We start from the raw sequence: 13,178 nt of genomic DNA, 5'->3' as shown, positions 1-13,178 counted from the left end.
GTGGATCATTAGGCGCGACGCGACGTGATCCAGATGGTGAACGAAATGATCAGGGCGAGACCTGCAGTCCAGATGAACAGACCTTCAGCCACCGGACCCAAACCACCGAGCGGGAAGCCGCCTGGGTTGCCCTCGTTCTCAAGCATCTTGAGGTAGCCGAGAACCTGGCGCTTCTGGTCAGGTGGCAGGTTGGTGTCGTTGAAGACTGGCATGTTCTGAGGACCAGTGACCATGGCCTCATAGATGTGCTTTTCAGAAACACCGTGAATGGTTGGCGCGAACTTACCACGGGTCAGAGCACCACCAGATGCACCGGCGTTGTGGCACATAGCGCAGTTAACGCGGAAGATCGTGCCGCCGTCAGCGATCTCTTCTGGAGTCAGGTTGGAGTGATCCAGGGTCTCCTTGGATGGGACAGCTGGTCCTGCACCAAGCGATGCAACATATGCCGCAAGGTCAGCGGTCTGCTGCTCGGAGAACTGCTTCGGTTTGATCTGAGCCTGTGGGCCCTGCATCTGCATAGGCATGCGGCCGGTACCGACCTGGAAGTCAACCGATGCAGCGCCAACACCAATCAGGCTTGGGCCAGCAGGGGAGCCTTCAGCGTTAGCACCGTGGCAGGTTGCGCAGTTGGCGGAGAAAAGCTTGCTGCCGTTTTCTACGTCGCCCTCGGCGGTTGCCTGAGCTTCAGCATTGGCGGAAGTTACGGAACCGGCAACTGTATATACGCCACCAGTCACAACCAAGCCGAGCACAAGCAGGGCGAGGAGTGCTAGCGGGGAGCGCCGGCGCTGGGACAAAGCCTTCACGTGCGGATCCTCAATTCGGGTTTATGGGCAATGAAGTGATGACGGTGGGAGCCGTTGACTACTTCAGGATGTAAATGATGATGAACAGGGCCACCCACACTACGTCGACGAAGTGCCAGTAGTAGGAGACGACCATGGCAGAGGACGCTTCATGGGCACCGAAGTTGCGTGCCATGTAGGTACGTCCAATGACGATCAGGAAGGCAATCAGACCGCCGATCACGTGCAGGCCGTGGAAGCCTGTGGTGATGAAGAATGCGGAACCGAAGGCCGAGGACGAGAACGTCACGCCTGCCTGTACCAATTCGGTGTATTCGAAGGCCTGGACGGCAACGAAGATGGCACCCATCAGGAACGAGAGGATGAACCATTCCGCCAGCCCCCACTTGCCGATCTCGAAGATGCCGCCGGTACGCCGCGGAACCGCAGGCTTACCGTGCGCTTCGACCTTGTTCACGCCGATCTGGCAGGTGAAGGACGAAAGCACAAGGATCGTCGAGTTGATCAAGGCAAGAGGGAAGGCCAAATGCTGGGTATCCGCTGCCCAGACGTCTGGCCTTGTGGCCTTGAGGGAGAAATACATGGCGAATAGAGCCGCGAAGAACATCAGTTCGGACGACAACCAAACGATGGTTCCGACGGCCACCATGTTGGGGCGGCGAGGAATGGCCTGCCCCTGCTTGCTGAGTGATGAAGTCGCAGTGGTCACAGACCCATTATCCCTATTTCGACCCGTTTTGCCCAACGGCACGCCGCCTCTGGTGTCGTACATCCCCTATTAACCGCTTGCTCTCGGGGTTCTCGTGGTTACGAAACAAACAACCAGGCAAGGCGGTGTCCGTCTCAGAGAATCCGAGTTCTGTGTGAGGAAAAGAGTTACGTGCTTAGCGTCACGTTCACCGATTATTTCGCTTCGACCTTGTAACCTGGCCACGTGACGATGACTAGTGAAGTTTTTACCTGGCCCCAGATCCTCGCGCCTCTTATGGAGGGGCGTGACATCACGACAAGCCAAGCAGCGTGGGCGATGCGTGAGATTATGCAGGGATCTGCAACCGATGCGCAGGTTGCCGGCTTCCTCATCGCGTTGCGCACCAAGGGGGAGACTGTCGATGAGTTCACTGGGCTTGTGGATTCGATGGTCGCCGCGGCCCGACCGCTCAACGTGGAGGGGGAGACCCTCGACATCGTCGGCACTGGCGGCGACCGCCAGAACACCGTCAACATTTCTACGATGGCCTCGCTTGTGTGCGCGGGCGCTGGCGCGCGTGTAGTGAAGCACGGTAACCGTGCAGCGTCCAGCTCGTCGGGCTCAGCTGACGTGATCGGGGCGCTTGGCGTCCGGCTGGATGTTCAACCTGAGCATTTGCTCCCGGTTCTTGAAAAGGCTGGCCTCACGTTCTGTTTCGCGCAAGTTTTTCACCCCTCGATGCGGTTCGCGGCTCCAGCACGCGCACAGCTAGGGGTGCCTACGGCTTTCAACTTCATGGGTCCTCTCACTAACCCGTCTGACCCGAGCGCTTCGGTCATTGGTTGCGCGATCGCCCCGATGGCTCCGATCATGGCTGGCGTTCTTGCCAAGCGAGGCAAGCGTGGCCTGGTTTTCCGTGGCGAGGATGGCCTTGACGAGTTCACGACCACCACTTCAAACAAAGTATGGGAGGTCCGTGACGGCGAGGTTGCAACGTTTGAATTCGATGCTCAAGACATCGGTGTTCCACGAGCTACCTTGGATGATCTGCGCGGAGCTGACGCCGAACACAACGCACAGGTGGTTCGCGACGTTTTGGCGGGGGAGAAGGGGCCTATCAGGGATGCGGTCCTGCTCAACGCAGCCGCTGCGTTGGTCGCCTTTGACAAGGAAGCCTCAGGCTCTTTCAAGGACCGAATTGCCGCGAAGTACGCAGTAGCCGAGCAATCGATTGATTCGGGTGCCGCTCAGAGGGTTCTCGAAGCCTGGGTTGCCGCGACACAAGAGGCATAAAGAGGAAATCCTTAAACGCGTGAGGCGTACCTAGCTGTTGGCCAGACTAGGTACGCCTCACGCGTATATAGGGATCTATTATTCGAGGCCCAGCGAGAACGCTGCCTCAAGATCGTGTTGAGAGAAGGCTCGGAACGCGATGTTGGTGGTCGTGGAGACCACACCTTCGACCTTATTGAGATGGTTTGGGATAACCTCAGCGAGGTCTTCGTGATTCATGACACGCACGATAGCGATGAGGTCCCATTCACCGCCAGCAACCGAGTACACCTCAGCCACGCCATCGAGCTCTGAAATCTCCTGGGCGGTCTCCGGGATCCGTTCGGCCTCAACATCGATCATCACAAAAGCGGTAATCATGACTCTCCTTATACGTGGCAACTTATACAGGGCATCTAGGACTCGCAGACCACTGTACGCGCGGGGGAGTCACACAACCTATATGCCCATACATTTTTAGACAAACATGAACACTGAAGTGGCACACCTATGGTGTTCAGACGCGGTGGCGCATGAAGAGGCCGCTGATCATGCGGCGGCCAATCAAGAACAGGAACAGCACACCGGCTGTCACGAGAATGAACGGCAGGGCTGCAGTGGCTCCGCCGACGATCCGTAGCAGAACGCCAATCACGACGACCAACGCCCAATAGATGAAACCGTGCGGCCAGATCTTCCAGTAGGTTTGCCATCCGCGGGTCACTGCGAATGCGATCAGGACCGCAACCATGAACGGCCACGCGACCTGGAAGATCCCGCCGGCGCTGAGTTCTTCATTATGAGAGCTACGCCCTGTGGTTGCGAAGACAAGCATGAGGGCGAGATCGACGATGAGCCACAGGATCCACACGAAACGTTGCATACACATCAGTCTATGCCGGGCAGAGCCCGGTGGGGCGTGGGCACCACAACATTACTTGACATAATGTAGATTATCGGCGCTTTATATAGGTGCCGCGACGACGCCGCAATACAGTCCATCCAGTCCATACAGCCCATCGTGAACCATTTCCCAGTGCGATAATGATGCACATGTCCTCTGAGTCAAACAATCACTCCAGCACCCACTCCAACGAGCCCCAAGCTGACGCCCCAGAACGCGCGCCGTTTTCTTCAGAGCCTCTGCCGCTTGTGCATGTTGGCGACCCTGTCTTGCGTCAGGTCTGCGATGACTGGGATGGATCTGATACGCCTGAGTTACGCGAACTCGTTGAACGCATGGTCGCCACAATGCACGACGCGCCGGGCGTCGGCGTTGCCGCACCCCAGGTCGGCGCGAATCTTCGCTTGGCGGTTCTCGAGGATCTCTACGAAATACCGGCTAGCTTCGCCGAGGCACGCGAACGGGAAAAGCTCGAGCTCATGGTGGTACTCAATCCGTCCTATGAACCGATCGGCGATCGAACGGCTACGCATTACGAGGGTTGCCTTTCGATGCCAGGCTATACGGCTGCAGTCGAGCGCCCTGCTGACATCCGCGCAACATGGCAAGACCTTGACGGGAATCTACACATCCGCGATCTTTCAGGTTGGCAGGCTCGCATCTTCCAGCATGAGACCGACCACTTGGCCGGCATCATCTATATCGACAAAGCCCATATCCGCAGCATCTGCACCGATGAGAACTACGCGGGGCTGTGGGCCGAGCCGACACCTCATGAAGTCCGCGAGGCGTTGCAGTTTTGAGTCGCCCTTCACCGCACCTCTCCCCTGCTGACAACAACACTAGCATAACAATGCATGATACAAAAGAGGTCGCCCCTCAAGATTCACACGGATTTTCGTGGACCTTGACCTGCCCTGTATGTGGCATCGAGCCCTCGCCATTGACCATCGAGTACAAGGGCAATAGGAAGCCAGCTACCGCATCGTGTGCTTCAGGCCACCGCTTCGATGCCGCCCGCCAAGGACACATCAATCTACTGACCGGCCGCGGCACCTCGTTCACACCGGATAGCCGCGACATGGTGGCCTCACGCATTCAGTTCCTTGAAGCGGGGCACTACGAACCGATCGCGCGCACCATCCGGGAGGCCATAACAAAGCACGCCAGCCTTGACCACACAAGCGATACGAAAGAGAGAGCGGATCATTGCTCCGCTCCCCTTGTGCTCGATGCCGGATGCGGCACAGGCTATTACCTCGCCCACGCAATCGCCGGGCTGGGCGCTGGCGCACGCGGCATCGGGTTCGACATTTCTCCCGCCGCAGCGCAGCGTGCCGCGCACATCGACAATGTTTTGGCCCTCGTGTGGGATGTGTGGCGCACTTGGCCTATCCCCACACATTCAGCCGATGCAATCCTCAATGTATTTGCTCCTCGCAACTGGGAGGAATTCGACCGAGCACTCAAACCATCCGGCGCGCTGATCGTGGTGACTCCCCTACCTGAGCATCTGGCTGAGATACGCGATCTCGCAGGCCTCTTAGCGATCCAAGAAGGAAAACAGGAATACCTGCTCGCTGATGCCGCTCGCCACGGTTTCCGTCTTGTGGGCGAACACAGCCTCAAAGAAACGATGCTGCTAGAGCCTCAGGCGGTATCGGCTCTAGCGCACATGGGTCCAGCCGGGCATCATCACAGCCGCGATGAGATCCGTGCGCGCGTCGAAAGCGAATGGGACAGGCACGTTCCCGAAACGGCCCAGACCCATTCAGCCTTGCAGGTCACATGCAACGTCATGATCAGCGCCTTCAAGAAACAGTGAACATTCTTTTCAAACTGATCATTCTGCTCAAACAGTGAGCGTCCCCAGCGAACCAGCAGCCATGAGACCAGTGAAATCCACTAATTCCCTAACTCATGCGAAGATAGGGTCATGATGCATTGGATCATGGAAAACGGTTGGGCGTTTTGGCTCATCGTGATGCTCGTCATGCTCGGAATCGAGATGCTCTCGCTCGATTTATGGTTCGCGATGCTCGCAGGTGGGGCCCTCGCCGCTACCCTCACATCGCTGGCCGACGCTGAATTTTGGTTGCAGCTCATCGTGTTCAGTGTGGTTTCTTTGATCCTGATGACAACGTTGCGGCCCTTCGCGATGCGGATGTTGCGCAAACGAACCACAGACGCCCGCTCCAACGTTTCCCGGCTCATCAACAGTGAAGCCCTCGTCCTTGAACGAGTCACTAAGCAGACCGGGCTCATCCGCGTTGAAGGCGACGAATGGAGCGCCCGCACCAATCTTGCTCAAGGCATCGCACCAGGTGAATACGTCACGATTGACAGCATCCAGGGTGCAACCGCCTACATCTCCCCTGTCCGGACACACGAAAGCTAACCTATGTCATCAGTAGACTCCTCGGAGCCGTTCCTCTCCCCGGCGCTCGTTGTGGCGCTCGTGGTTGTGGTGATTGCGCTCATCGTTTTAGTCAAGTCCATCCACATCATCCCGCAGGCTCGTGAACGCATCGTTGAACGTTTGGGCCGTTACCACCGCACCGCGAAAGCGGGCCTGACCCTGGTGGTGCCGTTCATCGACCGTCTCGGCCCGGTCATCGACTTGCGTGAACAGGTTCAGACCTTCCCGCCGCAGCCGGTGATTACCGAAGATAACCTCGTGGTCAACATTGACACCGTTGTCTACTACCAAGTCACTAACGCGAAGGATGCCACCTACGAGATCGCGAACTATATTCGCGCCGTTGAGCAGCTGACCACCACGACGCTACGTAACGTGGTCGGCGGCATGAACCTTGAAGAAGCCCTGACTTCGCGTGACCGCATCAACGGTCAGCTGCGCGGTGTTCTCGATGAGGCGACCGGCCGCTGGGGTATCCGCGTATCCCGCGTTGAGCTCAAGGCGATTGATCCGCCGATGTCCATCCAGGACTCGATGGAAAAGCAGATGCGTGCTGAACGTGACCGCCGTGCCGCGATCCTCACCGCAGAAGGCGTCAAGCAGTCCCAGATTCTGACTGCTGAGGGTGAACGCCAGGCTCAGATCCTCAAGGCTGAGGGTGAAGCGAAGGCCGCTGTTTTGCGTGCACAAGGTGAAGCTGAAGCGATCCGCAACGTCTTCGAAGCGGTCCACACAGCTGACGCCTCTCCTAAGCTGCTGGCGTACCAGTACCTGCAGCAGCTACCAAAGATCGCCGAAGGTGAATCGAATAAGCTCTGGTTCATCCCGACCGATGTCACTGATGCAATGAAGGGCCTCGGCAACGCCTTCGGCAGCCCTGGCGCTTCATTCGGTAGCGCTTTCGCCTCGGATTCCTCCGAAGCCAGCGGGACGGCTGGAACGGACGCGAAGAACTAACCTGCCTGGCTCGCAGGGTGCACCATGATGTGCGGGAATAATTCCGCCGGCATCGTTGTTGCACCCTGCGAATCATTTTTCACTGGAATTAAACAACGACAAGCAAACACTGAGGAGAATGTGTGAGCGATCGCAGCCTACGCGGTATGCGTCTTGGATCTCAGTCGATGGAGTCTGAGGCAGGTGTCGAGCCTGCAGCTCGTCAGACCGTAACCTACGAGACTGAAGACGGCGAACGCATGGATGTCGTTTTCGCCCTCGAAGCCGACGTCCCGACCGTTTGGTACACCAAGACCGGCAAGAAGGCTAAGCGGATTGACGGTGGCGAAGAGGAACCAACCAAGGAAAAACCGGTTCGAACCCACTGGGACATGCTGCTGGAGCGTCGCTCTTTCGACGAACTCGAAGTTATCCTCAAAGACCGCTTGAACCAGTTGCGTGAGGCCCGCGGAGAAAAGCCGAAGAAATAAGGCTCACCCGACCGGCTGAACGCTAGAAGGCCGAGTACATACACGGTGAGGGGCGGTACCGAGAACATCGGTACCGCCCCTCACCGTGTATGTTGGGTTGCTCAGCAGATTTACGCTTAGCCCTTGAACAAGCTAACGAGCTTTTTCGCCCGAGCCTTCAGGCCCCATCGAACAACGTTGAGCAACGCTTCGACGATGATGTTGCCGCTCATCTTCGATTCGCCCAGCTCACGGTCGATGAAGGTCACGGGAACCTCAACAATCTTGTGTCCAGCCAGTGCTATCTGGAAGGTCATGTCGATCTGGAAACCGTAGCCGACAGACTCAATCGAGCCGAGCAGCTCATCCGTGAGAATCTCCACCCTATATGCGCGCAAGCCAGCCGTGATGTCTTTCAAGTTCAGGCCCAAGAAGAAGCGGGAGACGAACGATCCGGCCTTCGAAAGCAGCTTGCGGGACGCCGGCCAGTTCTTGACCTCGCCCCCAGGAACCCAACGGGAACCAATCACGGCATCCGCGCCGCGTTCGATCGCACGCAGCAAGCGAGGCAACTGCTCTGGCTGATGCGAGCCGTCAGCGTCCATCTCCACCAAGACGTCATAGCCGCGCTCTTTACCCCACCCGAAACCAGCGAGGTATGCGGCACCCAAGCCCTGCTTACCCGGACGGTGCAGAACGAAAACCTTCTCATCGTGCTCGGCGATCTCGTCAGCGAGCTTGCCGGTACCGTCAGGAGAGTTGTCATCGGCGATCAAAACGTCCACGTGTGGAACCGCGGCACGAACACGCTTAACGATGCTTTCGAGCGTCTCAATCTCGTTGTATGTAGGGATGATAGTCAATACACGCACAGTGTTTAGTCTAACCTTTCACAATCCTCATCCACGCTTAGGCGACCGTTGCACAGCACTGACTGCGCAGCGGCCCACACCATTATGGGTGCAAACCTTGAGCGTCCCATAAAATTTCGCCATGCCGCAGCGTCGCCCAGCACTCCGGCAGCTTCTCACCGTCAAGGTCCGGAAGCATCGGGGTCCGTGCCCGCGCATCCGTTGAGAAACTGGTTCGCGACTGATCAGCAGAACCGACCACGAGCTCGCTCGGTTCCCAGATCGCAAACGTCGCTGAAGCTCCCCAACGCAAGACACCCGCCGTAGGGTCAGGACTATTCAAGGCGCGGTAGCCGGCGCGCGTATGAGCGAGGAATCCCGCGCGTGCAGGCAGAGTCTGTTGCGCATCGTGGTGATGCATCGCCGCACGAATCGCCTTCCACGGATGAGCCTGGGTCACCGGGGCATCCGAGCCGAACACGAGCGGAACCCCCGCCGCAGAGAGCGAACCGAACGGGTTCATACCGCCAGCCCGCTCGACGCCTAGGCGGGCCTCATACATGTCGCCTGTATGACCCCACAACTCATCGAAGCGCGGCTGAACACTCGCGGTGAGGCCGTAGTCCAGCATCGTCTCAATGTGTGCAGCATCCAGCATTTCAGCATGTTCGATGCGGTGCCGTTGCTGCCGGATCGCACGGGCACCCACCACATCAGCGGCGAGCCGATACCCTTCCAGGAGCGCGTCCAGCGCCGCATCGCCGATCGCGTGGAAGCCTGTCGAGACGCCCGCGGTAACGCACGCGATCACGTGCGCCGCTACCTGCCGAGGGGTTAGCAGCAACTGCCCCTTCTCCCCCGGCGCGTCCGCATAATCCTGGCGAAGCGCCGCGGTATAGGCGCCAATCGAACCATCCATCGACAAATCCCCGCCGATGCCAGCTAAACGCCTGTAACGGCTGTTGGAGCTGAAAGACGCCACGAGCTCGCGCGCCTGCTCTTCAGTCTCGACAAGCTGCGCCCAGAACGCATCCACCGAAGGGAAAGCCCGAGCCTCTTGTTCGCACGTTGCCAGAAGAACCTCGAGGTCACGCCCGCCCGAAACGTGCGGTGCCGCCATCTCCGTCACCAGCGCATGCCCCGTCTGAGCGAAACTGCTCAAAGCTCTCCGTTGCCAATCACGCAGTTCATCATCGCTAGCTGTGAGCGCCCAGTCTCGCAACGCATGATGCTCTTGTTCACTCATCCACGCACCATCAAGCTCACCCGATGGAACGTCCAGGCCAGCCGCGGTGAGTGCCGCACTCGAGGCCAGAGCCGTGTGCAAGTCTCGACGCAGAATATAGGCCGGGCGGGACCCCACCGCACGGTCCAGTTCCGCTACGGTCGGCAAAGCTGCCCCGTCCGCTACTCCAGCGTCACCTTCACAAGCCGCCTCATCCCACAGCGTCTCATCCCAACCGGACGCCAAAACACGCTGTTTCTCGCCCAAGCCGGCCGCGTAGCGGGACAATTCATCCAGAAACTCAGTCTTGGAGCGCACATGATCCAGCTGCAGAGTCGAAAGATGCCTGCCGGTCTCAGTGATATGAGCGTGAGAGTCCACGAAAGCCGGCGCGATGAGTGCGCCTTCAACATCAACGACCGTCATGGCATCAGAGATGATCGTCTTCGCGGCAGCGTGGGTACCCATCCACGCGATCGTTCCGTCCTCAACCAACATTGCAGTGGCGAACGGATCCTCCGGCGCATAAATCGCAGCGCCCACATACATGACTGGCTTAGTCATGCGTCTCCTTTTCTTCTAACGCTTCCTCGACCACCGAGGAGGCCTCCACGATGCCTCGCGAGATCAGATCCGCCGCAGCCGCCGCACTCGCACACACATCCGGGGCGATCGCCTCGTTGCTAGCAACCTGACCTAAAAAGTCGATGGTCTGCTTAGCCCAACGTACAAAATCGCCGGCCTCAATCGGGGACGCAAAAAGCGCATCAGCAAGGTCCTCGCCCGTCGCCCAACTGTGCATCGGCTGGACAAGCGAACAATCCGGGGCGGGCGTCGGCTCGATGTGGTGCTTCTTCTCCAAGTGAGAAAGCTCCTCAGCGATGCTCACGGCTTCATCCCAGATCGGGCGAACACCGGTAGGCCACACGTGCGGAACCACATCCGCATCCCGTTTAGGCATGAACACGAACATCGTCGCAGCCGCGGCCATCGCCGCCGGGGAAAGACCAGAGAACAACCCCGTATTAGCTACCAGGCACGTCAACAGATCGCGCTCGCCGTACATCCGCAGCATCACAGTGCCCGCGTCAGTGACCCGCGCATCTTGGCCGCGTCCCTTGACGTAGCCGACCTCCTCCAAGACGTGCAGAACACGGTCGAAGGTTCGCGCGATCGAGTTGGTGCGTGCCTGAATCTCTCCGTGGAGGCGGTCTGTTTCTCTTTTGAGGCGCTGATAGCGCTCGGCCCAACGCGCATGCTGTTCACGGTCAGGGCACTGGTGGCACGGGTGGTCTTTGAGCTTGGCACGCAGTTCTTCGATGCGTTCGTTCGCGTCCTGCTGACCCGGGAACGTGAACCCTACAGTCCGCGGGCGGTGCTTGGGCGACCTGTTGGCCGCTGCGTTACGTGCCCGGCGGGCCAACTCGATGCGTTCCTTAGGGGAAGCTCCCTTGAAAGACTTAGGGACCTTGACCCGCGCCACAACCTCAATCGGAGCGTCGAGGTCATTGACGCTCAGGCGGCGGCTCGCCCCTTCCATCGTGACCACGAACGGACGCGGGTCGCGCAAGGACGGGCTGGGTTGGGTCACGACAACAACGCCAAGCCCGCGCCGGCCGCCCACCTCAACGATGTCGCCGCGAACTAGCGATTCCAGCGACATCTCGATAGCGCTCTTGCGGGCACGGTTACGTCCCGAGGAAGCCGCTTTCTCGGCGGCAGAAAGCTCGGCACGAAGTTGCGCGTATTCCTTGAAATCACCCAAGTGACACTGCATGGCTTCCGCGTAGCCATCGAGGGATTCTTCACGCGAATCCAGCTGGCGGGCAAGCCCCACAACAGAAGCATCGGCCTGGTATTGAGCGAAAGACCGTTCAAGGACTTCACGCGCTTTCGGAGCCCCCAACCGGCGAACCAGGTTGAGGCTCATGTTGTAGGTTGGGCGGAAACTTGAATTCAGTGGATACGTGCGCTTCGAGGCAAGCCCGGCAACCTCGCCCGGCTCCATCCCTCGATGCCACGTCACTACCGCGTGCCCTTCAACATCGATTCCGCGGCGCCCGGCCCGTCCGGTGAGCTGGGTGTATTCCCCCGGGGTGATCGGGACATGTGTTTCGCCGTTGAACTTATCGAGCTTCTCCAACACCACTGAACGTGCGGGCATGTTGATACCCAGAGCGAGGGTTTCCGTCGCGTAAACGACCTTGACCACCCCGCGCACGAACAGGCGCTCCACGGCTTCCTTAAACACTGGAACCATGCCGGCGTGATGCGCGGCAATGCCTCGCAGCAAGCCCTCACGTAGCTGCCAATAGCCGAGCACATCGAGGTCTTCGGCAGGCAGATTCTGCGCTACTTCATCCAGCTCGGCACGGATGATCCTCTGTTCGTGTTGGTCCGTAAGCCTCAGACCCGCGTTGATGCACTGCTGGACAGCGAGATCGCATTGCTTCCGCGAGAAAATGAACACGATCGCTGGCAACAGGTGCGCTTTCTTCAGCGTCATCACCACGTCAGACCGTTGGGCCTTTGCCGGAACGAGGTGATGTTCTTCATGCTGTTCATGCCCAATGCGAGCATGAGCGCTCCCCTCAGCACGGTGCGCCGAGTAGCTTTCCCCACGGCTATAACGCCGCGCATCTTCCTTGAACTCTTTAGAACGCTTAGCGCGCCCGCCTTGACGGCCACGCCCGCCACGACGGTTGCGGCCACGCCGCTCGCGCTCATTTCGACCATGTGAACGGCTACCTCGTGGCGCGCGCCAATCCCTCAAACCGCCACGGGAGTTTTGCTGCTGAGCAAGCCGCAGCAGGTGCGGATTCACCAGTTGGTCAACACCGGCGGTCTCCTCGAAGGAAACATCTTCAGCGAACAGATCCACCAGCTGCTTGCCCACCAGAACATGCTGACTGAGCGGGACAGGCCTGTGCTCGGTCACCACCACATCGGTGGCCCCGCGCACTGAGTTCAGCCACCCGCCGAACTCTTCAGCGTTGGAAACCGTAGCCGAAAGCGAAACCACCTGGACCCGTTGCGGCAAATGCAGAATAACCTCTTCCCACACCGCGCCCCGGTCTTTATCCGCCAGGTAGTGGACCTCGTCCATGACCACATATTCAAGTCCCTCGAGGGTTGTGGAGCCCGCATACAGCATGTTCCTGAGAACCTCGGTGGTCATCACAACTACCGGGGCCTCAGAGTTGATGCTCGTGTCCCCCGTCAGCAACCCGACGTTATGGGCGCCATACGTGTGGGCGAAGTCAGAGAACTTCTGGTTCGACAACGCCTTGATCGGGGTCGTATAGAACGCCTTAGTGCCGCGGGCCAGCGCCAAGTGCACCGCGAACTCACCTACGATGGTCTTACCGGCGCCTGTCGGAGCGGCAACCAGGACATCGCGCCCGGCTTCAAGCGCGTCACAAGCCGTGAGCTGGAACTCATCCAAAACGAACGAGAATTGCGACGTGAACCGGCCGACCTCGTTCCGGTTACGGCGTTGCCTGGCTGCTGCTGCTTGGAAGCGCTCGGCGGGGCTGAGTCCCTCTACTTCAGATGACACGTCTTGTCCTCGATGCTTTCTTGACTCCTGCTGGGGTCGGTT

General features: G+C 59.0%; 13 protein-coding genes. 6 read left to right on the top strand and 7 right to left on the bottom strand.

The window, feature by feature from the left end:
* Window positions 1-8 precede the first annotated feature (8 nt).
* Window positions 9-809, bottom strand: a complete 801-nt coding sequence (gene qcrC, locus J2S67_RS03765; RefSeq protein WP_035755245.1) for a cytochrome bc1 complex diheme cytochrome c subunit — start codon at window positions 807-809, stop codon at window positions 9-11.
* 58 nt (window positions 810-867) lie between these two features.
* Entirely contained in the window at window positions 868-1,518 is a 651-nt protein-coding gene (ctaE, locus tag J2S67_RS03760; RefSeq protein ID WP_035755248.1) for an aa3-type cytochrome oxidase subunit III, read from the bottom strand.
* 231 nt (window positions 1,519-1,749) lie between these two features.
* On the opposite strand from ctaE, the gene trpD reads away from it, so the two are divergent.
* Complete coding sequence (trpD, locus tag J2S67_RS03755) at window positions 1,750-2,793, top strand: anthranilate phosphoribosyltransferase (protein ID WP_035755379.1); 1,044 nt, start codon at window positions 1,750-1,752, stop codon at window positions 2,791-2,793.
* Between the two features lie 78 nt (window positions 2,794-2,871).
* Here trpD and J2S67_RS03750 read toward each other — a convergent pair whose 3' ends face one another.
* Window positions 2,872-3,153 carry an Lrp/AsnC family transcriptional regulator gene (locus tag J2S67_RS03750; protein WP_070492119.1) on the bottom strand — a complete coding sequence of 94 codons (282 nt, stop codon included), beginning with the start codon at window positions 3,151-3,153 and terminating at the stop codon, window positions 2,872-2,874.
* 136 nt (window positions 3,154-3,289) lie between these two features.
* On the bottom strand, window positions 3,290-3,655 hold the full coding sequence (locus J2S67_RS03745; protein WP_052048320.1) for a DUF3054 domain-containing protein: 366 nt from the start codon (window positions 3,653-3,655) through the stop codon (window positions 3,290-3,292).
* Window positions 3,656-3,825: 170 nt separating this feature from the next.
* Between J2S67_RS03745 and J2S67_RS03740 the strand changes: the two genes are divergently transcribed.
* The 5 genes from J2S67_RS03740 to J2S67_RS03720 all read left to right on the top strand — a co-directional run bounded on the left by J2S67_RS03740 (window position 3,826) and on the right by J2S67_RS03720 (window position 7,522).
* Window positions 3,826-4,479 (top strand): peptide deformylase, encoded by a 654-nt coding sequence (locus J2S67_RS03740; RefSeq protein ID WP_310246454.1) that lies wholly within the window; start codon window positions 3,826-3,828, stop codon window positions 4,477-4,479.
* A 50-nt stretch (window positions 4,480-4,529) separates the two neighbouring features.
* Window positions 4,530-5,501: a methyltransferase domain-containing protein gene (locus J2S67_RS03735; protein WP_310246451.1), complete on the top strand. Its 972-nt coding sequence runs from the start codon at window positions 4,530-4,532 to the stop codon at window positions 5,499-5,501.
* A gap of 111 nt (window positions 5,502-5,612) precedes the next feature.
* A complete protein-coding gene (locus J2S67_RS03730) occupies window positions 5,613-6,074 on the top strand; it encodes an NfeD family protein (protein WP_035755257.1) in 462 nt (153 codons plus the stop codon).
* Window positions 6,075-6,077: 3 nt separating this feature from the next.
* Window positions 6,078-7,052 (top strand): SPFH domain-containing protein, encoded by a 975-nt coding sequence (locus J2S67_RS03725; RefSeq protein ID WP_035755260.1) that lies wholly within the window; start codon window positions 6,078-6,080, stop codon window positions 7,050-7,052.
* Window positions 7,053-7,174: 122 nt separating this feature from the next.
* On the top strand, window positions 7,175-7,522 hold the full coding sequence (locus J2S67_RS03720) for an RNA polymerase-binding protein RbpA (RefSeq protein ID WP_035755262.1): 348 nt from the start codon (window positions 7,175-7,177) through the stop codon (window positions 7,520-7,522).
* Window positions 7,523-7,638: 116 nt separating this feature from the next.
* On the opposite strand, the gene J2S67_RS03715 is transcribed toward J2S67_RS03720, so the two are convergent.
* From J2S67_RS03715 to J2S67_RS03705, 3 genes are all read right to left on the bottom strand, one after another.
* Window positions 7,639-8,373, bottom strand: a complete 735-nt coding sequence (locus tag J2S67_RS03715) for a polyprenol monophosphomannose synthase (RefSeq protein WP_310246441.1) — start codon at window positions 8,371-8,373, stop codon at window positions 7,639-7,641.
* A gap of 82 nt (window positions 8,374-8,455) precedes the next feature.
* Window positions 8,456-10,141 carry an amidohydrolase gene (locus J2S67_RS03710; RefSeq protein ID WP_070492102.1) on the bottom strand — a complete coding sequence of 562 codons (1,686 nt, stop codon included), beginning with the start codon at window positions 10,139-10,141 and terminating at the stop codon, window positions 8,456-8,458.
* Window positions 10,134-13,136: a DEAD/DEAH box helicase gene (locus J2S67_RS03705; protein WP_310246438.1), complete on the bottom strand. Its 3,003-nt coding sequence runs from the start codon at window positions 13,134-13,136 to the stop codon at window positions 10,134-10,136. Before J2S67_RS03705 ends, J2S67_RS03710 begins: the two co-directional genes overlap by 8 nt.
* Between the last annotated feature and the right edge of the window lie 42 nt (window positions 13,137-13,178).

It is taken from the genome of Pseudoglutamicibacter albus (genome assembly GCF_031458175.1).
In the GTDB taxonomy this organism is placed as follows: Bacteria; Actinomycetota; Actinomycetes; order Actinomycetales; family Micrococcaceae; genus Pseudoglutamicibacter; species Pseudoglutamicibacter albus.
This window is presented reverse-complemented; position numbering and strand designations above follow the sequence as displayed.